Below are 21,204 nucleotides of genomic sequence, written 5' to 3' on the forward strand. Positions count from 1 at the left end.
AGGGTGCCGCTTGTCCCTCCAACGGCGGTGCGATGCCGATGCTCGTTCCCGAGGAACATCCGCCGGCCCTCCGCCAAGTGACCAGCGACGTGGCCAACGACGTGCACCGCCGCGGCAGGCGCCTGCGGGTGGGGGCGTGGAAGGTGGCGGGCGACCTGCCGGCGAGCTTCCGCTACGCCGCCCAGGGGCTGGCCTACGGCTTCGCCAGCCAGCGCAACTTCCGCATCCATGTGTTCACGGGCGCCGTGGTGTTCGGCCTGGGGCTGTGGCTGCGCCTGGCCGCCGACCGCCTGGCGGTGCTGGTGCTCACGGTGGCGGCGGTGCTGGTGCTGGAGCTGCTCAACACCGCCACCGAGGCGGTGGTGGACCTCGCCATCGGCCGCCAGTTCCACCCTCTGGCCCGCATCGCCAAGGACTGCGCCGCCGCCGCCGTGCTCGTCGCCGCCCTCTCGTCGCTGCTGATCGCCCTGCTGCTGCTCGTGCCCCCCCTGCTGATCCGCCTCGGCGTCTAGACCGTCCCCATGCTCCTGGTCCTCGACAACTACGACAGCTTCACCTTCAACCTGGTCCAGTACCTGGGTGAACTGGCCGCCGACCACCCCCTTGCCGCCACGGTGCGGGTGGAACGCAACGACGCCCTCGACCTGGAGCAGATCCGGGCCCTCGACCCGGCGGCGATTCTCATCTCCCCCGGGCCCGGCGATCCTGACCAGGCCGGGGTCTGCCTGGAGGTGCTGCGGGACCTGGGACCCACCGTGCCGGTGCTGGGCGTGTGCCTGGGTCACCAGTGCCTGGCCCAGGTGTTCGGCGGGCGGGTGGTGCGGGCCGGCGAGCTGATGCACGGCAAGACCTCACCGGTGCACCACCGGGGCGCCGGGGTGTTCGAAGGCCTGCCCGAGCCCCTCACCGCCACCCGCTACCACAGCCTGATCGCCGAGCGGGAGACCCTGCCCGACTGCCTGGAGATCACCGCCTGGCTGGAGGACGGCACGATCATGGGCCTGCAGCACCGGGAGCACCACCACCTGCAGGGGGTGCAGTTCCACCCGGAGAGCGTGCTCACCCAGGCCGGTCACCAGCTGCTGGCCAATTTCCTGCGCCTGGCCTCCCACTGCTAGTTTCGCGCCACATCCCGGGCCCGGTGGGGCCAGACGCGACTCCATGGTTGACCCCACCCGCCGGTCCGCGACAGCGCTGACCGGATCCGCGACAGCGTTGCGTAGCACCACCACCACGGCCCTGCGTCTGGGTGCGGGTCTGGCCCTGGCGGCCGGACTCACCCTGCCGATGCCGGCCCTGGCCCAGAAGGGCGGCGGCGTCTCGATCACCCACCTGGGCCACAGCGCCCTGCTGATCCAGGGGGGTGGCGCCCGGGTGCTGGTCAACCCGTTCCAGGCCGTGGGGTGCGCCGCCGGCCTGCCCGTGCCCCGCGTCAGCGCCGATGTGATCCTGGCCAGCAGCCTGCTCAAGGATGAGGGCGCCCAGGTGGCCAGCGGCAAGTTCCTGGTGAAACCGGGCTCCTACCGGCTGGCCGGCCTGCAGATCGAGGGCATCGCCGCCCCCCACGACCGGGTGGGCGGTCGCCGCTTCGGCAACGCCACCCTCTGGCGCTGGCGCCAGGGCGGCCTGGACATCGCCCACCTCGGCGGCACCGCCGGCCGCCTCGGCCCCGCCGACCGGGTGCTGCTGGGGCGCCCCGATGTGCTGATCATCGGCGTGGGCGGCGGCGGCAAGGTCTACACCGGCCAGGAAGCGGCCGAGGTGGCCCGGGAGCTGCAGGCCCGTCGGGTGATTCCGGTGCAGTACACCACCGGCACCCCCCCCGCCGGCTGCGACCAGGGGTCGGTGGAGCCGTTCCTGAAGGCGATGGTGGGGGCCACGGTGCGCCGCAGCGGCCGCACCATCTCCGTGGTGCCGCCTCTGGGGGATGGGGTGGTGGTGGAGGTGATGCGCTGAGGCCGGCCCACGGCCACGCCGGCCGCCAGGGTCAGCTGAGCTGCTCGATGGCCCGATAGGCCTCCCAGAAGCGCTCCATCTGGGTGCCGGTGCCGAGGCTGACCCGCAGGGAGCCGTCGATCAGCGGCTTGCCGGCCATCGAGCGCACGAGGATGCCGGCCTGGCGCAGGTCGGCCTCCACCGTCTCCGCGGAGCGGCGGGGCCAGAGCAGCAGGTAGTTACCGCCGGCGGCATGGTGGCGCACACCGGCCTGGCGCAGCTGGCTCAGGAGCTGGTCGCGGGCCCGCAGCACCTCGGCCACATAGGCGTCCACATAGGCCTGGTCGGCCAGGGCAGCATGGGCGGCGGTGACCGCGAAGCTGTTGATGTCGTAGGGCCCGCAGACCCGGCCCACCCGCTCCACCAGCGCCGGCGCGCCGATGGCGAAGCCGATGCGCAGGCCCGCCAGGCCGGCCGTCTTGGCCAGGGAGCGCAGCACCAGCAGGTTGGGGGCCGCTGCGAAATCGGCGACGGGCAGCACGCTGTCACCCGTGAAGGCCTCGTAGAGCTCATCGACCACCACCAGGGTGTCCGGCGCCGCCGCCGCCAGCTCCAGGATCCGCTCGGGCGCCAGCCGGGTGCCGGTGGGGTTGTTGGGGTTGCAGATCAGCAGGATCCTTGGGGCGCCCGCCGCCGCGTCCGGGGCCTCCAGAGCCGCCCGGATCGCCTCGAGCGGGAAGCCGAAATCCGGCAGGCGGTAGGGAATCGCCTCGATCGCCATGCCCTGCATGCGGGCACAGGGCGTGTAGTAGCCGAAGGTGGGGCTGGTGGTCAGCAACCGGTCGCCCGGCGAGCCGAAGGCCTGGAAGACGGCATGGATGGCCGCGTCCACGCCGTTGAACAGGCCGATGTGGGCCGGCGTCAGGCCCCGGCCCCCGAGGGAGCGCACCACCGCCTCCCGCAGGCCGTCGTACTCCGGATAGATGGCGTAATGATCGGCCGGGATGGCGCGGATCGCCTCCACCACCCGGGGGCTGGGCCCGACGGTGTTCTCATTGAAGTCAAGCCGCAGCAGGCCGCGGCGCCCCTCCAGGGGGGCGCTGTAGGCGGTGAGGGTCTCCACCTCCGGCCGGGCCCGGGGGCAGGGGGGAACGGCCGGGCTCTCGCCTGGGGTGGGGCTGGTCACGGCGGCGGAGCTCAGATCGCTGCGACTGCCATCCTGCAGCGCAGCCCTACCGTCTGTGCAGGACGATCTGGAATCCGGTGGCGAGAGCGGAGCTGACCCTGCGGGCCCTGGAGCGGGGGGATCTGCGGTTCATCCACGACCAGGTCAACAACCGCAGCGTGATGGCCTACTGGTTCGAAGAGCCCTACGAGTCGTTCGATGAGCTTGAGGAGCTCTACAACCGCCACATCCACGACAATGCCGAGCGCCGCTTTGTCGTCGAGAAGCGGGGCGTGGAGAACGGGGCCAGGGAGCTGATCGGCCTGGTGGAGCTGATCGAGATCGACTACATCCACCGCCGGGCGGAATTCCAGATCATCATCGCCCCGGCGCACCAGGGCAAGGGCTACGCCAGGTTCTGCATCCACAAGGCCCTCGACTACTCCTTCACCATCCTGAATCTCCACAAGATCTACCTGTCCGTTGCCGTCGACAACGAAAAGGCTCTGCACCTCTATCAGCAGTGCGGCTTCGTCGAAGAGGGCCATCTGGTGGGCGAGTTCTTCATCGAAGGCCAGTACCGGGACGTCAAACGCATGTACATCCTTCAGGAGGATTATCTGGCCAGAGCGCCCAAGGGCTGAAGCCCGAGGCGACGCAGCGGCCCTGGGCGACCCGGACAGCCCTGGTGGCAGAACGGGACCGGGGAGGGCTGGAACGGCAGCCTCCGGCGCCTGGTGGAGGTCAGAGGATCCCAGAGGCGGCGATCGTGGCGAGCGGGATATTGAGTTTCTGAGCGATCTGATTGGCGACCTTGGCACCAAGCCACACACCACCGGTGTGGCCCAGCTCACGGGGCGTGGCAGGAACACCAAAGACGTCGTCGTCGGTGCCCGGACGGCGGGTGGTGATGCCATCGAATTGCCAGTGCACCCCCAGGTACACCCGGCTCACCGAGTTATCCACCATCGCCTGCCACAGGCTGTCGTAACTCAGGGTGAGAAGTTCCCGCGGACGCTGCGTGCGGGGATCCATATTGCGACCATCGAACTCATCGGAGACGAATTCGAAGCGCACATCATCCAGGCCGCTGCCGGCTGCATCGAAGCTGCTGACCCCCCTGGCCACCAGGAACAGCCGCAGCAGCTGGAAGGCCGCCGCCCCGAAGGTGGCATGGCCGGAGGGGTAGGCGGGAAAATCGGGTGTCAGACCCGTGCCGGCGCCGTTGGTGTCCGGGCGCCCCAGGGGCAGCCAGTTGGGGTCGGCGACCCCGTTCCCGGCAACGGCCTCGCGGATCCCCACCGCCGGGCGCCACATCATGTGGGTCGGAGCGTACTTGTAGTGCCAGGCATCGATGCCCGCATCGGCCATGGCCACGGCCGCGCCAGCGATCACACCCAGTTCATCCAGCTCCTCGAGCTGGCCGGGATTGCGTTCCTCGATGGAGTCAAGAACGGTCAGCACCACCTGCAGGTAGAGGCGGGGTGGGGTTCCGAGCTCCTGGGGGCCGTCGTACCCCCAGGCGATGCCGATGACCTCTTCGGCGAGGGTCCGGAAGGCCGGGTCGCCGGGGGCGCGGTTGATCTCACCCTTGGCCGCAACTCGGCCGAAGTCATCGCGATAGTGCTGGGTGGAGGTGACGGTGTCGGCGCCGAGGCGACCGGGCGGCGGCGGAAAGTCCATCACCCTGGCCGCGGCCAGGGGTGTGGCGCTGCCCCAGACGCCACCCAGAAAACCCTGGGTCGGCTGGGTGGGTGGCGCCTTGTGGTTGTAGGGCGAGCCGTCTGGCGTGTAAGCGGCGCGCGCCTTGTTCCTATCGTCCATGCCGAACTGATGGACGGCCGTGCCGTAGGCCCTGCCGGCGATCTCCACCGACGTCCTGGCAGGACCCATCTCGAAGTAGTCGAGCCAGTTGCGCCAGGCCGGCTCCAGCATGGAGGCCTGGTTGGGATAGCGCAGCCGGAGCACCTGGTGACAGGCGGCCGCAGCGGCCAGGTCCCTCTCCTTCAGGCTGGGGAACGGGAGCAGGCCGGCGGGGATCGGAAGGCTGAGCAGCGTCGTGGCGGAGCCAGCGACGACGGACCTGACGTCATGCAGAGCCGCCAGGGCCATCCCGAGCGCCCGAGCCGTGAGGAAGGGGCCCCTCTGGTCACCGGAGGACAGGGAATTGGTGTGATCCCTGCGAACACACTCCAGGCTCATGTCAATCCAGAACCGTGTTCTGATGCCACCTGCCGTCATGGTCCTTTCCGTGAAGGGCCCACTGAGTGTGAAGAGGGCGATCCCAAGGGCCTGGACCCGCGATCACGCTCTCCCGTCATGTTGATGGTGGCTGGCTGTCATCAAGGTGACAGGCAGTTGGCCAGGCCATTCACACGCTCGTGAGTCATCAGCGGCGGTGCTGATGGACCAGCCTGGCGCGCCCAGGTGACGCGATCGCCACCGACGCAGCCGCCACCGACCCAGCCCGGGCATGCCCAGCCGCGCAGTCCTTCGGCGGGGTGGCCGTCGACGGCTTCGAACGGCTCTGGGAGGTCCACCAGTCGAAGCCCAGCCCCGGGAACACGGCCACCCGGCGGGCCATGGCATGGAAGAACACATAGGCGGCCAGCAGCCGCCGGAGGGATCCGAAGCGGGATTCCCGGATCGCTTCGATGCCATCGTCGCTGGGGAGGCGGATGCCGTTGCCGCAGCCCCCATGGATCGGGCTGGGGATCACCAGGGCCGCATGAAAGTGCTCGGCGGTGATGCAGGGATCAGAACTCAGGGCGACGATGTCGGGGCCGGCGCCCAGGTGGCGGTGGCCATCGGCCTGCCGTGCCGCCTGGATCACCGCATCGGCGTGGGCACGCTGCCTTTGGCTGCAGCGGCCGTCCGGGACGCCCAGGAACAGCAGGGTGCCGCGCACCAGCCGATGGGCATAGCCGTGCAGCAGGGAATCGATCGGATCGATGCCCTCCACATCGAGGGCCGTGAGGCGATGGCTCAGGGCAAAGAGCTTGCTGACGTAGTGGCTGAGCAACTGGTGCAGCCCCTCGGCCTCCCCGATCACCAGGGAGCGCCGGCCGGTACGGGCCAGGAGCTGGCGCCCCTGCAGGAACCTCAGGCCCAGGGTCCAGCACCAGGGACCCAGGACGTAGAGGGCCACGTCGGCGGGCAGGCTCAGGGCCAGCAAAAGAGCCCCCGTCCCGTGGCCTTCGGCAAGGCCGAGCAGTGGCAACAGGGCCAGGGTGACGCCCCGGAACAGCGGCATCCCCCAGCCCAGGCTGCCCAGGACGTAGAGCGCGTGGATCAGCCAGGCGGTCGGGGTCTCCAGGACCTGCCAGGCCCATTGCCGTCCCTCCTGCACCAGCTGACGGGAGACGGCGCTGGTGTGGGGCTGCCCCCCTTCGTCGGCACCGATGATCTCGCGGACATCGTTGACCAGGAGCTGGTCCTCCATGGTCTCCAGGGCCAGCAGGGCCTCGGGTCGCAGCCGCAGTCCCAGGGGGCGCTGCTCCGGGAAGGCCTGCTGGACCTGGCGGCAGAGGCAGAACAGCAGCTCGGTGAGGGTCTGGTGCATGGCCGCCACCGTGGCGGTGGCCGCCTCGGAGGTGCGGCGTCCCGCGGCCGTGGTGAACAGGCGATGGCGGAAGGCCTGGTCGGGAGCCTCGGGGCTGCCGGGGCCGTCGGGGGCTTCAGGGGCCAGCGACGGAGACCCCGGAAGGCTGGCCGGATCGCCGATGACCAGGAACACGTCCTGGATCACGGCCTCGCTCACCAGCCGATCGCAGGCGTCCAGCACCTGCCGGCAGGGGGGGCTATGGCCGGAATCGCTGAGCACCAGCACGATCGACCGGCGGGACAGATTCAGGGACGATGGGTCGCGGTGCAGGTGCTGGAGCACGCAGCTGGCGGAGAGCGTGCTCACATGCAGCATGGGCATGAGCCGTTCCAGGTCCCGTGCGAAGTGGGCACCCAGCCAGAGGTTGTTCTCGACGCCCGTGACCAGCAGGTCCACATGGCCGAGCGATGCCTGCTTTTCCTGCCGTCGCGTCGCCGTGCCGATCAGCAACCGGGCCAGGGCCTTGGCGCTGGCGCGATTGGCCGAGCGGGGATTGATCCAGTCGTCCTGGATCCTGGACAGCAGGCCGGGGATGGCCGCCAGGTCGGCGCCGACCGGGTCCAGGCGCAGGCGGCCGTGCCTGGATGGGGCCCCCGCTGGTCCGGGGCCGTCGCTGGAGAGTTGGCGGCGGCGACGGATCTCCTCCAGGGTCAGCTCACGCTCCTGGGAGAGCGAGTGGATGGTGAGGTCCGTGGGGGACAGAAGGGCGATCTCGCCGGCGATGGGATCCAGATCGATGCGATGGCAGCCGGGCCGGCCCGCCAGCACCGCCTCCACCGCGGCCGGCTCGGAGGCGTAGAGGGCCGTGGCGCCCGGTCCATCGAAACCGATGCTGATGGGCTGCCCCTGGCTGCAGAGCACAAGCCGGTCGGGCCAGGTCGAGGAGATCACGACCAGCCCGAAGCGGCCCCGACCGCAGGCCATGAACTGGCGGGCCGCGGCGAAGGGGTCGTTATGCAGGAACGCGCCGATGGCCGCGCGGATCCAGCGTTGCGTCCGCGCAGAGCTGTAACGCCGCAGCCGGGGATCGGCCTCCAGCCGCTGCTGGATCCGCAGGGTCAGCTCCTCGAGCACCCCGGGGTGATCAAGGCCGGCATCCGGGCGGGAGGCGATCTGATCCTGGAAGGCGGCTTCGAAACCGGTGGCCCAGGGCCCGAACGCGTCGGTGGCCGGGGCGGTGGCGGGCTCCGCCAGAAGGCGGAGGGAAGCCAGCCGCACGGAGGCGAACCAGTCGCCCTTGCAGATCAGCAGATCCATCAATCCGGCCATCGTCGGTGAAGCGCCGGCCGCCGGATGGCCGCAGCGGAGGGCAACCGCCAGCCAGGCCCCCAGTTCGTTGACGTCCGCCTCGGTGCCGAACAGGGTGAAGCCTTCAAAGCTGCCGTCGTGGGCGATGCGGTGCTGCACCGCCTGCCAGTCACTCACCCAGCGTCCCTGCAGCCTGGACCAGAGACGGCGGCGCTGGGGCGGGGACCACTGGTGCCAGTGGGACGCCAGGTTGCCGGGGGCGCCGCTGGAGCCGGAGCCGTAATGCCAGGCCGCGATCAGCCCGGAGGGCAGCGTTCGTCGACCCGTCCGCAGGGCCCGGTGTCCGGCACGGCGAAGGCCGCGCTCCAGGGATCGGGTGAGGTGGCCGCGCTTGCCGTTGGCCATCCCGTGCCCGACGAAGCCGATCCGGCCCTTCCGATCCCGCACCAACACCAGACCGGCTCCCGCGGGGGCTCCCCGGGTTTCCATCTCCAGGCCCATGGCCCGGAAGCGGTCGATGGCAGGCGGCGACAACAGCTCGCCCCGTGCCGCCGGATCGTCCGCACTGATGAAGCCGAAATGGCCGCAGTGGAAGCAGGCGGCACGGCCGCGCCCGATGGCCTGCCAGTCGGTGCGTGAGGCCAGCAGCAGCGCGCCGTTGGCCGCCGCCACGCTGACCAGCAGGGCCCGAACCGGGGCGGAATCATCGGCGGGCAAGGCCAGCAGGCCGCCCCAGGCCAGGGCGAGGGCCAGCAGGTTGAACAGCAGACCGCCGCTGGCCTTCAGTCGCACCCGCCAGGGCGTCGGGTCACCGGCGGCCACCCAGGGCAGCGTTCGCACCCCGCCGTCGGCCGGACCGATCGGCCCCAGGGGCGCCAGGGTCCGGAAGACCTCCCCAAAGGAGCGATGCTCCAGGACGTTGACCACGGCCAGGGCGGCGCCGTCGCTGTCGACCATGGCCCGCAGCAGCCCATGGCCGGCCCCGTGGAGGAGCTCCGCCGAACACCAGCTCAGCCGGATCAGGGAGGGCAGCAGAAGCCACCACGCGGTGACCTGGCCCGACGACCCGGCGACCACCAGGGCGAGCAGTTCCGGCCAGCAGCAACCGACCCACCCAGGCGTCCCAGCTGGCACGGGCCACCGACGCCGCGCATGGAGGACGGTGGAGGTCATGACAGGTGAGCCAACACAATGGCGCCACTGTCCGGGGATCGCGCCAGGCGTGTGTTGATCCCCATTGCCTCCAGGCGGGAGATCGGTGCCACCCAGCTGTCACCTGGATGACAACCCAGGCAAACCATGGGATGGTGGCCTCGCCGTCGGAGGGTGATGGGGGACTTCGAGGCCAGTGAGTTGAGGTCCTTCCCACTGTTCGCGGGCCTCGAGATCAAGCAGCTGGAGAGTCTTCTCTGCGAGCACAGGACGCTGCTGGTGCCGGCGCAGCATCAGCTGGTCTTCGAGGGTGACTGGAACGATGGCTTGTTCCTGATCCGCTCCGGGGTGGTGAAGGTCCGGCGCTTCACCCTGCCGGGGGAGGAGGTGGTGATTGCGCTGATGGGGGCCGGGGAGATGTTCGGAGAGCTGGCGATGCTGCTCGGGAACAGTCGACGCTCCGCCGATGTGGTGGCTCTCACCCCGCTTGAGGTGGTGAAACTGCGCTGGAAAACGGTCCAGGACGAACTGGATCGCTCAACGGACTTCGCCCTTGAGATGGCCCGCCTGCAGGGAAGACGACTGCTCAGCCTGGGACGACGCTTCAGCCTGCGAGGCGAGGATGCCTCCACCCGTCCGTGTCCTGGCCACCCTGCTGGAGCTGGCCTTCTGCAGCGGCTATGGAAACGATCCGCTCGCCCCGATTCCCGACCTGAAGCAGACGGAGATCGCCACCATCGCCGGCCTGGCCCGGGGCACCACCTCCCGGATCCTCACCCAGTTCCGCTCCCGGGGAACCATCGTCCAGACGGCCGAGGGGCTGCGACTGGCGAATCTCGAACCGCTGCGGCGGAGGGGGCTGCTGGAACCTTGACGAACCCGTGGTGACGCCCGATTCCGGGTGGCCGGAAAAGACAGAACGCCCACGGAAAAAGTTCACGAAGGCTAAGATCCCCCCCAGTAATCGGCACGTTTCAGCGTTGGCCGCAGGCCCGGGCACGGCGACGAATCTTCAATGAATCGGCGATGAACCAGCGATGGGCACAAGCGTGAAACCTGTCAAGCGTCCACCGGAACGGCGTCAGGTCACCGTGCTGTTCTGTGACCTGGTCAACTCCACAACCCTGGCGGAGCAACTCGACCCCGAGGAGCTGATGGAGTTGGTCGAGTCTTACTATGCCATTTGTGATGACATTGTGTCCTCACACAGTGGCTACATGGCCCAGTATCTGGGTGATGGCATTCTGGCGTACTTCGGCTATCCCGACGCCTCGGAAGAGGCGGCCCCCAATGCCGTCAGGGCCGGTCTGCGGCTGCGGGAAGCGATCCGGCGCCTCCCATCGCCCACCTGCGACCCGCTGCGCTGCCGCATCGGCATCGCCACGGGATCCGTGGTGGCCACCAGCATCCGCGACATCGAAACGCCACACAAGGCCGGGCTGATGATGGGGAAAACCCCGAATCTGGCCGCCAGGCTGCAATCGGAAGCCGGGCCCAACCAGATCCTGGTGTCGGAGAGCACCCATCGGATCACACGGGAGTTGTTCCATCACCAGAGCCTGGGCTCAAAGGAACTGAAGGGCTTCAATCAAGCCATGCAGGTCTATGCGGTGCTGGAGGAAACCGACGTCTCCTGCCGTTCCCAGGCCCGCTGGAAAACGAGCGATCTGCCGTTGATCGGCCGCCAGCAGGAGATGGAGCTGCTGATGAAGACATGGCAGACCGCCTCTGAAGGGCAGGGCCAGCTGGTGCTGCTTCAGGGGGAAGCCGGCATCGGCAAGTCCCACCTCGTCGGTGAACTGAAGCGATCCCTGCTGGATCAGGGCCATCGTCAGATGAGCTGGTACTGCGGCCCGAACACGAGGGAAAGCACCCTGCATCCCATCGCCGAGCAGATCAACAAGGCCGCCGGCTTCGAGAAGGGCGAACCCGATGAGAGCCGCCACGAGAAGCTGGCCCGCATGATGGAGCGCTATGGCGCCACGGAAGCCAGCAGCCTGGAGGTTCTGGCCGATCTCATCGGTCTGCGCGGTGGGGACCGATCTGCGCTGGACGGACTGACCCCCGAGAAGAAGCGCCAGATTCGACTGGACACCCTGCTGGCGATGATCCAGGCCTGGAGCGATGGTCAGCCGAGCCTGATCGTCGTGGAAGATCTCCACTGGATCGATCCCACAACCCTGGAGCTGCTCGATCGTCTGATCACCGCAGCCCATCAGCAGCCCTTGATGGTTCTGGCCACGGCGAGGCCCGAATTCAAGCCGCCCTGGCCATCGGGCGACAGCGGCGTCCATCTCAACCTCAAGCGACTGGACCGCGCCGCCTCCGAACTGATCTGCTCCTGCCTGAACGCCGATGAAGCCCTCTCTCCCCAGCTGACCAGGCGCATCGTCGAACGCTGCGATGGGATTCCCCTGTTCGTGGAGGAAACGACGAAATCGATGCTCGAGCAGCTTCGTGCCAACGGCTCCAGCGGCGGTGATGGCACCGACCCCATCCCGGAAACGCTGCAGGACTCCCTGGCCGCCCGCCTCGATCGACTCGGGCCGGCCCGAAGGCTGGCCAGTATCGCGGCGGTCATCGGCAGAAGCTTCACCTACGAACTGCTGGAGGCCGTCTCCAGCGAGCCGGAGGCGGTGCTGCGTGAGCAGATGGATGATCTGCTGATTTCCGGGCTGCTGCAGTTCTCTGATCAGACCGCCGGTGAGGCCTATGAGTTCAAACATGCGCTGATTCGTGATACGGCCTACGAAACGATGCTGAAGCGGGAGCGGCAGAGCCTTCACGAACAGATCGCCGAGACACTCTCGGCTCAGTTTCATGAGCTCATCGATGCAGAACCCCAGCTGCTGGCCCATCACTTCACCCGCGCCGGGTCCTTTGAGCAGGCCATCCCCCACTGGATCAGTGCGGGGCGTCGGTCCGCTGAAATGGCCTCCCATGAAGAAGCCGTGCAGCATTTCCAGACGGCCCTGGATCTGCTGCGCAACGACGCCTGCCGTCCGGAGGGTCTGCCCGCTTCCCTGGAGCTGATGCTGCTGCTGGGCCTGGCCATGAGCCTGGCGGGATCCCGCAGCTACTCGGCGCCCGAAGTGGGCCAGATTCTGGAGGAGTCCCGATCGTTGGCAGAGCGTCTGGAGGACAGCCAGTCGTCCTTTGCGATCCTGCGGGGAATCTGCAATTTCCACATCGTCTCCTGCGATCTGGACAACGCCGAGCGCTCGGCCGGCCAGTGCATCCAGCTATGGAACCAGGGCAGGGATCCCATCCATGGCATCGAAGCCCATTTCTCCATCGGCTACGTCCATTACGTCAAGGGATCGATGGCCCTGGCGCGCCAGCATCTGAGCGAAAGCATTGATCTTTACCATCTGCACGAGGGCTGGGATCTCAGCTTTCCCTCCACCCATGATCCGATGACCGGCTCGCTCACGGCCCTCGCCATGGTGGAGCAGGCCTGCGCGGACCCGGACCAGGTGGCCGCCACCCTCGAACAGGCGCGGCGACACGCCGCACGCCTGGGCAGGAACTACGAAACGGTCTACACGATGAGCCATGAACTGCTGATTCATGTGCTGCAAGGTCGCTACCTCGAGGCCATCGCCCTCAGCGATGCCATCCTGAGGATCTCCGACGCCTATGGCTACCTGACCTGGCGCGCCATAGCCAAGGTGTACAAAGGGGTCGCCCTGGCACAGGCAGGCCAGGCCGAGCCGGGGGGCGAGGCCCTGGCGATCGCGATGGAAGGCATGCGAGAACAGCAGCGCCTGGGTGTGATGACACTGGAGGGATATCGACTGGCGGAAATTGCGACGCTCCACTCCCTGGCTGGCTCGGCGCCCGAGGCCTTCGCGACGATTCAGGCAGCGGAGGAGGCGGTCAGACGCTCAGGTGAGGCCTACTTCATGCCCCTGGTCCATGTCCGCAAAGCGGACGTGATCGCCAGAGCCATGGGCCATGACGAGCCCGCCGTGATGGAGGCCCTGGATCAGGCCCTGGCCCTGGCCAGGACCCAGGGGGCCACAAGCTTCGAGACCATGATCAAGGAGAAGAAACAGCTCTACGCCCGGGAACGGATCGGCGGGTCCGCGCTGTAACCGGAGGCGCTGACTCAGGGTTTCAGGCCGAGCGCCTGTCGCGCCAGCGAAACGGACAAGCCACCCCACTGGAAATAGGCATCCGCAACGTCGGCTGTCAGGGACAGGCAGGCGATGGGGATGTTGGTGAGATCACGGAGCAGGGTGCTGCCAGCCGTAGGCGCAGCCCCATTCGCTTCCGCCAGAACGGAGGAGCTCACCATCCGCAGATCGGTGCTCAGGGAATAGCTGGAGCCCAGCCCTTCCAGTTCAATGAAATCACCATCTCGCTTGTATTCCCCCAGGCCGAGCTGGTTAGCCAGGGGCAGGCCAGCATAGTTGAAGATCTGGATTCGGAAGTGGCCGAGTTCCCAGAATCGGAGTTGGCGAACGTTCTCCGACTGCCAGACCGTCTCCAGCAGGGCCTGATGGTCTGAATAGGCGGGATCAACACTGCTCCTCGTCTGCTTGAGGCTGTTGATGGCCAGCTTCGGAGTCAGGAAGGTGAATCCATGGACCAACTCTTCGATTCGGCTCAGGAAAGCTGCCGCGCTGGCCGCGTCAGGGGTGGGCCAGGGCAGTCCGAAGCCAGCCCGTGCCTCGGCTGCGGTGCGGTCAAGGACCGGAGAGTCCTGCAGGTCAGACGCCGTGTCGCCGAGCAGGCCCTCAGGCTGGAACTTGGGGTCCGCCTGGATGCGGATGATGGGGAGCATATGCTCATGGCTGTCACGGCCATAGCGCATGTAGGTGGGGACACTGATCCCCAACGAATCCGTATCCTCACCGAACAGCTCTCCGGACAGGGAATCGCGGGACGGGGGGTGTGACGAACCGGATGGGCGGGAATCCAGGCAATCGAATCGGCCCACAAGCTTGGACAGCCCGATCACTTCTCGACCCGTGATCGCTGAACGGATGTTGTCGACACAGATGAATGGGTAGACCCAGCAGATCTTGTCTGGGAATCCATTGTTGAAGCGCAGAACGGGGAAGGAGAAAAAGACCTCGTGCTGCCGGGTGGAGCGCTCAGGGTGGAAGCTGCCAGACCGCATGTCTGGATAGAAGAGGACCCCAAGGACAACGAAAGGCTGTCCAAAGCCGGCACCCACCAGCGGCAGGGAGGACAGCGGCCAGTAGGTGAAAGAGTTGGATGCTGGGTTGAGATAGCGTGCGCAGAAGCTCTCCAGGGCGCCGGCCTGGGCCTTGAGCTTGAAGTAGTGCGACTGAATGCCCGTGAACAGGTAAGGGGGGGCCTCCTGCTGGCCATCCAGTGGATTGTCGAGATAGGGAAGATCGTTCACGAATGCAGGTGCGACTGGTCCCGATACGCGTTGGCTCACCCTACTGGCAGAACACAACCCACGTCCTCCAGCAGCGAACCTCCGTAGAGATGCGCGGGCGACTGAAAACCCGGAGCCACATGGCCCTTGAGGACACGCCCGACGATCGCCGTTGCCGTCGCACCGGTGACGGTATAGCCATCCGGCGTCTGGATGCGGAGGGAGCGGCAGCGTCGCCAGCGATCCTCCGCTTCCACCACAAGGGTGAAGCCGGAGCGCTGCCGTTGCATTGCGGAGGGGGCATCGGGCCAGCCCTGACTGAGAAGATCCAGCAGCCGCTGGCCCAGGGCCGACTGGTGGAGAGGGGCCAAGCGGGAGCCGGCCCGGTAGGCGAACTGAACGGGCCAATCCGCCTGGGCATACACCTCCAGGGTGGCGATGCCATGGGTGACCTGGCTGATGAAGACATCCGGCCAGGTGACGGCGACCGCCTGCCGCAAGCCAGCGCCGAAGTCGAAGCAGCGCGACAGCGACCCCGCAGGCAGGCAGGTGGGCGTCCCGTTCCTGCGCACCATCACGGTGGAGCTGGTGAGTCCCATCAGGCTGCGGAACGTGCCCCGTGACATCACATCAGGGGCGGAAAGGGCCAGACGCAGAGCGACCGCCTCAGGGAACCTGGCCCGGGCCATCGCCAGGAGACAGTCCGACGCCACGACCGAAAAGCCGATCCCCGGCATCAGCATCACGCCGTTGGCAGCGGCCCGATCACCCTGATCCATCGCCTGCTGAAACACGGGCCATTCCCCGGCCAGATCGAGATAATGGGTGCCGGTGCGAATGCAGGCCGAGATCATCGGCAGGCCCGTGCGCTGAAAGGGGCCAGCCGCATGCAGCACCACCTGAATCGTGTCGAGGGAAGCCTCGACCTGCGCAGGATCATCGAGGGAAAACACACGGAAATCCAGCTTCCATCGGCGAGCCAACTCCGCCAGCCTGGCTGCATTCCGGCCCGCCAGCACCACATCGATCCCCTGCTCCTGAAGGCACCGGGTCAGCAGGCGACCGCTGAACCCGGTGGCGCCGTAGAGCAGGACGCGACCGGAAGGATGGAGGAAACCGTTACCGGAAGATTCAGGCATCAGGTCGTCCGATTGAACACCCAGGGGACCAGGTCCTCGATGAAATCCTTATCCTGCGACTCCGGCAGGTGGCCATAGGCCCTGGTGAATTCGTGGCGCGCGGCACCCGCCAGGGACTCCGCCACCATGCGTGCATAGTCCAGGGAACCCTTGCTGACCATGAGATCCGCAAGCCAAGCCACGGCTTCAGCGGTGCGCTCCTCGCGACGCAGATTCATGAAGTGGTCGAGCTGTTGGCGTTCACTCGCATTGCACTGGTCACGGGCATGAATCAAGAGCAGGGTGTGCTTCGCTTCAAACAGATCGCCCCGCGGCTCTTTCCCGTAGGAGGGTTCGGAAGAGAAGTTCAGCAGATCATCCTGGATCTGGAAGGTGGCACCGAGAAAGAAACCGAAGCGGACAACGGAATCCGGGTCCACAAGGCCATGGGTTCCCAGCAGCATCCCCACCTGGGCCGGCCAGATGGTGGCCATCCATGCCGTCTTCTTCAGAACCATGGTGAGATAGTCAGCCGTGGTGATGTCATGGCGATGGTCCTGTCTCCAGCCGATATCCAGCGCCTGCCCTTCCGCCGTTTCCCTGGCCATCCGGCGCGTCACGTCAAGAATCCTGCGGGCAAACAGGCCACCGCGACTGCCGACATGGTCGAGCAGGGGGCCGAAGGCCATCAGCAACATGGCATCACCGGCGTTGATCGCCAGCGGCACACCATGCAGGGCATGCAAGGTGGGGAGGCCTCGTCGCTCCACACTTTCATCCTGGATGTCGTCATGAATGAGCAGGGCATTGTGGAGAATCTCCACCGCACCGGCGAAGGGGATGGCGTCTTCCAGCCGTCCTCCGAAGGCCCGCGCATTGGCCATGCAGATGCACGGCCGCATCATCTTGCCGCCACGGCTCGGATAATCGGCCAGGAGGTCATGGAGATAGGGAGCCCGGGGCTGGCTCGTGAGATAGCGATCCACATACTCGCGAATCAGCGTCCCATAGGACTCAAGCAGTGGCTGGATCGTTCTGGTCATGGACCCCACGCACCACAAGAACCACGGCCTGCATTAACGGGGCTCGCCGCCATCATCAACTCCAGTGCCCGCAGCAGAATCCCGCCGCTCCTGCGGGCGTTCACGCTCAGCGCGACGCTGATCAACCTCCTGCAAGAGGATATCCATGGCATCAAAATAGGTGTTGGCCATGTCCCGTCCCAACTGGATCATGCGGCTGGTCAGGGCGCCCAGGTCGCGGGAGGCATCGGCAGCGCCGCGGGGTGTCTGCTGGCTGTAGCGCTCGGCGGCGTCATGACCCTGGCGAAAGTTCTCGCCAATGACCTGATAGGCCGTTCGGATGGTGTCTTCCACCGTGTCGGTGATGCGGCGCCCCCCCAGGTGAGGACCTCCCTCTGACCAGCCGCTCCGGAAGGGCGTCTCACGCTCGAGCGGGGGACGTTGCCAACGGCCCTCCGGGCTTGCCTCCTGCTCCATTCCCGGCTGAGTATCTGGTTGCTGGGAACCGGGCGGCTGGGAATCTGGCGGCTGGGAATCTGACATTGATACGCTCGTACGTTAGCGGAGATTGTATACCGAAAGATTCAAGGATGATCGTATCCGTGAATCTCAGCCAATGGCGGTGAAGCAGACAGGGCGTGGGCCGCCAGCCGCCCGGAGATCACGGCGGCTTCGGTGCATCCCTCATTGAACCCACAGTCAGTCCAGTCTCCGGCGATGGTCAGGTTGTCGTAGGTGGGATCCAGCGGAGAAATCCGATGCTTCAGACTTCCTGGCAGCGCCAGCACATAGCGGTCACTCGGGTTGACGTTCGCCCGCCAGTACTGGCTCAGGAATCGCTGCTCACCCTGGAGCTCTCCGGCACCCTCCGGCGGATCTGGATCGACCAGCAGCTCCCAGCGGAAGGCTCCCGCGGCGTCATAGGCCAGGGGCCACAGGGCCGAGCCGGCGTTGCGCAGAAAGGTCACGGCGTTTTCCCTGACCTCCTCCGCTCGCCGCAGTGGATAGTGGCTGTCGGCATCTGGCGGCGGCACAGGCGGATCCCGGAGCACGCCGCAGAAGTAGATGGCGGTGGCGGGAGGCCGCGCCCACGCCTCTTCAGGAATGACATGGGCCATGTCACACCAGGTGTCGAAGGGTTTATCGAAGGCCGAGACGATGTAGGGAGGACCCTGCCATCCCAGCTGGGACAGGTCCTCCTGCAGCCACAGCTGAAAGGCCTGGGTCGCCGTGGTCTTCACCTTCTCCACCATGGTGGCCCAGCGCTGATCCCTGGCCAGGATCTGGGAACAGACATGGGGGACGGCACCGATGCTGACACCCAGAACCACGGCATCGAAGTCACGCTTCACTTCGAGGCGGCGTCTGGAGGCGAACGAGCGATCCCAGTGCGACTCGAAATCCCGCTGTTCGACACGGAGGCGGTCACCGTCGACCAGCTGGTTGAAATCGGGCTGCGATGGCCAGCAGGGGCGATGGCCCACGTTGATCAAGGGGTCGTAGTCGCGGCTCCCGTGAATCTCGGCCTGAACCTCAAACTCGAGGGCTTCCACATGGCTGCGATCGCCGGGCTGGATCGGTGGCCCTGCAGGGATCTGAACATCGGTGAGCTTGTGGAAGAACTGGAAACGCACCCCCCGGCGACGCAGCAAGGCATACAGGGGTGCAAACACCACATCACCCATGCCAGCCCGCAGGCGCCAGAACAGGGAGCCTCGATAGCCGAAGAACATGCGCAGGGAACCCCGGATCGCCTGTCCGGCCGCGAGGGCCGGCTTGCTGGAATCACCGTCCTCGTAGGCCAGGGCAAGGTCATAAAGACCGACCACGAAAGGGGAGCGTACGGCCCGCTCCGTAGCCCCATTCAGGCGGAGCCATTCCCTGCATTCGTAGTGGTCGATCGCATCCAGTCCCCTGGGGTCACGGAGCAGATTGAATCGAAGACTGCCCACGATGATCGCCAGCACGAGGTCGACGATCTCCCAGATGTAGCGCTTGGGATGATCCGAGAGCCATCGCTCCTCCAGCCAGGATCGGATGGCGGTGTTCAGCTCCTCAACGAAGCGGATCAGGGGGGCTTCCACCGGGAGCGGCAGGATCCGCAGGGCACTGCTCAGCAGACCGAGCCCCTCCACGATCAGGGCCGCGCCGGTGAACGTGCCCCCCGCCACCCAGCCGGCCATGGCTTCCAGAAGGTCCCCGGGCTGGTCCCCATCGCGGGGCTCCGTCGGCGTGCTCACCTCCACATCCAGGATCAGGGTGCGCAGCATGGCAATGGCCTGCTGCAGATATCCCGCCATGGAATAGACGGCGCCGGGCTCCAGGGGGTCCCCCGGCAGGCCCGGCCTGGGTGGGAACTGCGCCGTCCACTTCTGCCAGTCAGCCGATCCTGCCCTGGAGAACAGGCCCACATCCATTTCCGGCAGAAAGGCCTCCTGCCAGGGGCCGAACGGTGACCCCTCCGGCGACGCCTCCAGGGCGGAATAGCACTCCCGCATCATCCGGAAGGAATTCTCATAGAAGCCCAGCCACACATGCAGTCCGTGCTCCTCGACCCGAGCGGACGGACCACGGCCCGACGCCCCCTTGCCCCCCAGCCTCCATCCCTGCTGGTAAACAGTGACGGCGTAGCGGCCGTTGTGCTCAGGTCTGGAGAGTTCGTAGGCCGCGGTCATGGCACCGCAGCCACCGCCGATGATGACAACTCTGACCGGCTCTCCTCTGACCGGCTCTCCCACGACCATCCGGATCCATCAGCCGCCGTGCCGGCAAACGCTACCGGACCTTTCCCGTGGCCTCACATCCGCTCCAGGGTGGGAATGCCCAGCAGGCCCAGGCCCTGTTTGAGGGTATCGGCGCTGAGGCGGCAGAGCGCCAGCCGTGATCCGCGGGCCGGCTCCTCGGCCCTGAGCACCGGCACCTGGTCGTAGAAGCGGTTGAACAGCTGGCAGAGCTCAAACAGGTAGCTGCACAGCCGGTTGGGCAGCAGCTCCTCCTCCACCTCCTGGATGACGGCGTCGAACTGCAGCAGCTGGCGCACCAGCGCCCACTCCTGGGGCTCGCTGAAGCCCAGCACCGCCGGCACCGCGCCATCGCCGCCGCCCTTGCGGGCGATCCCGGCGATCCGCACCACCGCATAGAGCAGATAGGGGGCGGTGTTGCCGCTGAGGGCCAGCATGCGATCGAAGCTGAACTGGTAGTTGGTGATCCGGTTGGTGCTCAGGTCGGCGTACTTCACCGCCGCCAGGCCCACCGTTGTGGCGACCTCGCTGATGAAGGTCTCCTCCTCCCGGCGCTCCTCCTCCGCCAGGCGGCGGCGCAGGTCGGCTTCGCAGCGCTCCACCGCCTCATCCAGCAGCTCCCTGAGCCGCACCGTGTCGCCGGCGCGGGTCTTGAGCTTCTTGCCGTCCTCCCCCTGCACCAGCCCGAAGGGCACGTGCTCCAGCCGCCCGCCCTCGGGGATCCAGCCGGCGCGGCGGGCCACCTGGAACACCCCGGCGAAATGGCTGGCCTGGCCGGCGTCGGTGACGTAGATCACCCGGCGGGCGCCGTCGCCGGCGGGGGGGGCCGCGAAGCGGTAGCGGATGGCCGCGAGATCCGTGGTGGCGTAGTTGAAGCCGCCGTCGCTCTTGCGCACGATCACCGGCGGCGCCTGGCTCGCCGTGCCGTCCTCCGCCTCGAGGAACACGCACTGGGCGCCCCCATCGCTGACCAGCAGGCCGGCGGCGGCCAGATCGGCCACCACCGCCTCCAGGTAGGGGTTGTAGAAGGATTCGCCGCGCTCGTCGAGGCGGATGTCGAGGCGGTCGTAGAGACGCTGGAACTCGCGGCGCGACTGGTCGCACAGCAGCTGCCAGGCCCGGCGGGACACCGGATCGCCGCTCTGCAGCTTCACCACCTCCTCGCGGGAGGTGGTCTGGAAGGTTTCATCGCTGTCGAAGCGGGCCTTGGCCTGGCGGTAGAAGGCCACCAGGTCGCCCAGGTCGACGGCGTCGGCGGTGTCGAGCGCTTCGGGCGCCACCTGCTTGAGGTGGGTGATGAGCATGCCGAACTGGGTGCCCCAGTCACCGACGTGGTTGAGCCGCAGCACCGGATGGCCGCGGAACTCCAGCACCCGGGCCAGGGCGTCGCCGATGATCGTGGAGCGCAGGTGCCCCACGTGCATCTCCTTGGCGATGTTGGGGCTGGAGAAATCCACCACCACCGGGGCGCCGCCGGGGGGCACGGGCTCCACCCCCAGGCGAGGATCGGCCATCCGGCGCCCCACCTCGGCGGCCAGCACCTCGGGCCTCAGGGTGAGGTTGATGAAGCCCGGCCCGGCGATCTCCGGCGGCAGACAGAGGGCCCCAAAGTCCGGGTCGGCCGTCAGCCGGTCCACGATCGCCGTGGCAACCGCCCGAGGGGCCAGGCGCAAAGGGCGGGCCAGGGCCAGGGCGCCATTGGCCTGGAAATCACCGAACTCGGGCTTGCTGGCGGGCCCGAGCTGGGGATCCAGCGGTGCGCCGGCCGCACGGGCGGCGGCGCACGCCTCAGGGAACGCGCTCTCCAGGGCCCCCAGCAGCTGGCTGTTCAGGGCGTGGGCGATGCGCAGCATGGAGCGAAGC

15 protein-coding genes and 1 pseudogene are annotated in these 21,204 nt (G+C 67.4%); 7 read left to right on the top strand and 9 right to left on the bottom strand.

Annotated features, from left to right (window positions below):
• The first annotated feature begins 38 nt into the window (after positions 1-38).
• The 3 genes from KUG38_RS12545 (at position 39) to KUG38_RS12555 (ending at position 1,956) form a co-directional block, all read left to right on the top strand.
• Entirely contained in the window at positions 39-512 is a 474-nt protein-coding gene (locus tag KUG38_RS12545; RefSeq protein WP_216922242.1) for a diacylglycerol kinase family protein, read from the top strand.
• 9 nt (positions 513-521) lie between these two features.
• Complete coding sequence (locus tag KUG38_RS12550) at positions 522-1,118, top strand: anthranilate synthase component II (protein ID WP_190610441.1); 597 nt, start codon at positions 522-524, stop codon at positions 1,116-1,118.
• Positions 1,119-1,287: 169 nt separating this feature from the next.
• A complete protein-coding gene (locus tag KUG38_RS12555) occupies positions 1,288-1,956 on the top strand; it encodes an MBL fold metallo-hydrolase (RefSeq protein WP_286196000.1) in 669 nt (222 codons plus the stop codon).
• Between the two features lie 31 nt (positions 1,957-1,987).
• Here KUG38_RS12555 and KUG38_RS12560 read toward each other — a convergent pair whose 3' ends face one another.
• A complete protein-coding gene (locus KUG38_RS12560; protein WP_216922191.1) occupies positions 1,988-3,121 on the bottom strand; it encodes a pyridoxal phosphate-dependent aminotransferase in 1,134 nt (377 codons plus the stop codon).
• Between the two features lie 77 nt (positions 3,122-3,198).
• On the opposite strand from KUG38_RS12560, the gene speG reads away from it, so the two are divergent.
• Positions 3,199-3,744: a spermidine N1-acetyltransferase gene (gene speG, locus KUG38_RS12565; RefSeq protein ID WP_216922193.1), complete on the top strand. Its 546-nt coding sequence runs from the start codon at positions 3,199-3,201 to the stop codon at positions 3,742-3,744.
• Between the two features lie 100 nt (positions 3,745-3,844).
• Here speG and KUG38_RS12570 read toward each other — a convergent pair whose 3' ends face one another.
• A complete protein-coding gene (locus tag KUG38_RS12570) occupies positions 3,845-5,212 on the bottom strand; it encodes a vanadium-dependent haloperoxidase (RefSeq protein ID WP_216922195.1) in 1,368 nt (455 codons plus the stop codon).
• A 277-nt stretch (positions 5,213-5,489) separates the two neighbouring features.
• Positions 5,490-9,029 (bottom strand): hypothetical protein, encoded by a 3,540-nt coding sequence (locus tag KUG38_RS12575; protein WP_216922197.1) that lies wholly within the window; start codon positions 9,027-9,029, stop codon positions 5,490-5,492.
• A gap of 252 nt (positions 9,030-9,281) precedes the next feature.
• Here KUG38_RS12575 and KUG38_RS17160 point away from each other — a divergent pair.
• From KUG38_RS17160 to KUG38_RS12585, 3 genes and pseudogenes are all read left to right on the top strand, one after another.
• Positions 9,282-9,581 (top strand): annotated as a pseudogene (locus KUG38_RS17160) (cyclic nucleotide-binding domain-containing protein); the annotation flags it as partial.
• 145 nt (positions 9,582-9,726) lie between these two features.
• A complete protein-coding gene (locus tag KUG38_RS16975) occupies positions 9,727-9,978 on the top strand; it encodes a helix-turn-helix domain-containing protein (RefSeq protein WP_286195987.1) in 252 nt (83 codons plus the stop codon).
• 163 nt (positions 9,979-10,141) lie between these two features.
• Positions 10,142-13,201 (top strand): adenylate/guanylate cyclase domain-containing protein, encoded by a 3,060-nt coding sequence (locus KUG38_RS12585; protein WP_286195988.1) that lies wholly within the window; start codon positions 10,142-10,144, stop codon positions 13,199-13,201.
• A 14-nt stretch (positions 13,202-13,215) separates the two neighbouring features.
• Here the strand turns inward: KUG38_RS12585 and KUG38_RS12590 are convergent, their stop codons facing one another.
• From KUG38_RS12590 to argS, 6 genes are all read right to left on the bottom strand, one after another.
• Complete coding sequence (locus tag KUG38_RS12590; protein ID WP_216922208.1) at positions 13,216-14,481, bottom strand: hypothetical protein; 1,266 nt, start codon at positions 14,479-14,481, stop codon at positions 13,216-13,218.
• Between the two features lie 35 nt (positions 14,482-14,516).
• Positions 14,517-15,599, bottom strand: coding sequence for a saccharopine dehydrogenase family protein (locus tag KUG38_RS12595; protein WP_216922210.1), 1,083 nt, complete (start codon positions 15,597-15,599; stop codon positions 14,517-14,519).
• A complete protein-coding gene (locus KUG38_RS12600; protein ID WP_216922212.1) occupies positions 15,599-16,621 on the bottom strand; it encodes a polyprenyl synthetase family protein in 1,023 nt (340 codons plus the stop codon). The genes KUG38_RS12595 and KUG38_RS12600 overlap by 1 nt, the downstream gene beginning before the upstream one ends.
• 33 nt (positions 16,622-16,654) lie before the next feature.
• Positions 16,655-16,954: a hypothetical protein gene (locus tag KUG38_RS12605; RefSeq protein WP_216922214.1), complete on the bottom strand. Its 300-nt coding sequence runs from the start codon at positions 16,952-16,954 to the stop codon at positions 16,655-16,657.
• Positions 16,955-17,184: 230 nt separating this feature from the next.
• A complete protein-coding gene (locus KUG38_RS12610) occupies positions 17,185-19,344 on the bottom strand; it encodes an NAD(P)-binding protein (RefSeq protein ID WP_216922216.1) in 2,160 nt (719 codons plus the stop codon).
• A 53-nt stretch (positions 19,345-19,397) separates the two neighbouring features.
• Complete coding sequence (gene argS / locus KUG38_RS12615; RefSeq protein ID WP_216922218.1) at positions 19,398-21,194, bottom strand: arginine--tRNA ligase; 1,797 nt, start codon at positions 21,192-21,194, stop codon at positions 19,398-19,400.
• Positions 21,195-21,204 lie beyond the last annotated feature (10 nt).

Origin of the sequence: Synechococcus sp. CCAP 1479/9 (assembly GCF_019038535.1) — a bacterium.
GTDB lineage: Bacteria > Cyanobacteriota > Cyanobacteriia > PCC-6307 > Cyanobiaceae > Cyanobium.

What these genes read in the sequence shown, in the direction of transcription:
- KUG38_RS12545 (WP_216922242.1), top strand. Translation starts at nt 39, where the DNA reads ATGCTCGTTCCCGAGGAACATCCGCCGGCCCTCCGCCAAGTGACCAGC.
- KUG38_RS12600 (WP_216922212.1), bottom strand. Translation starts at nt 16,621, where the DNA reads ATGACCAGAACGATCCAGCCACTGCTTGAGTCCTATGGGACGCTGATT.
- KUG38_RS16975 (WP_286195987.1), top strand. Translation starts at nt 9,727, where the DNA reads ATGCCTCCACCCGTCCGTGTCCTGGCCACCCTGCTGGAGCTGGCCTTC.
- KUG38_RS12550 (WP_190610441.1), top strand. Translation starts at nt 522, where the DNA reads ATGCTCCTGGTCCTCGACAACTACGACAGCTTCACCTTCAACCTGGTC.
- argS (WP_216922218.1), bottom strand. Translation starts at nt 21,194, where the DNA reads ATGCTGCGCATCGCCCACGCCCTGAACAGCCAGCTGCTGGGGGCCCTG.
- KUG38_RS12610 (WP_216922216.1), bottom strand. Translation starts at nt 19,344, where the DNA reads ATGGTCGTGGGAGAGCCGGTCAGAGGAGAGCCGGTCAGAGTTGTCATC.
- KUG38_RS12595 (WP_216922210.1), bottom strand. Translation starts at nt 15,599, where the DNA reads ATGCCTGAATCTTCCGGTAACGGTTTCCTCCATCCTTCCGGTCGCGTC.
- KUG38_RS12570 (WP_216922195.1), bottom strand. Translation starts at nt 5,212, where the DNA reads ATGGCCCTGGCGGCTCTGCATGACGTCAGGTCCGTCGTCGCTGGCTCC.
- KUG38_RS12555 (WP_286196000.1), top strand. Translation starts at nt 1,288, where the DNA reads ATGCCGGCCCTGGCCCAGAAGGGCGGCGGCGTCTCGATCACCCACCTG.
- KUG38_RS12585 (WP_286195988.1), top strand. Translation starts at nt 10,142, where the DNA reads ATGGGCACAAGCGTGAAACCTGTCAAGCGTCCACCGGAACGGCGTCAG.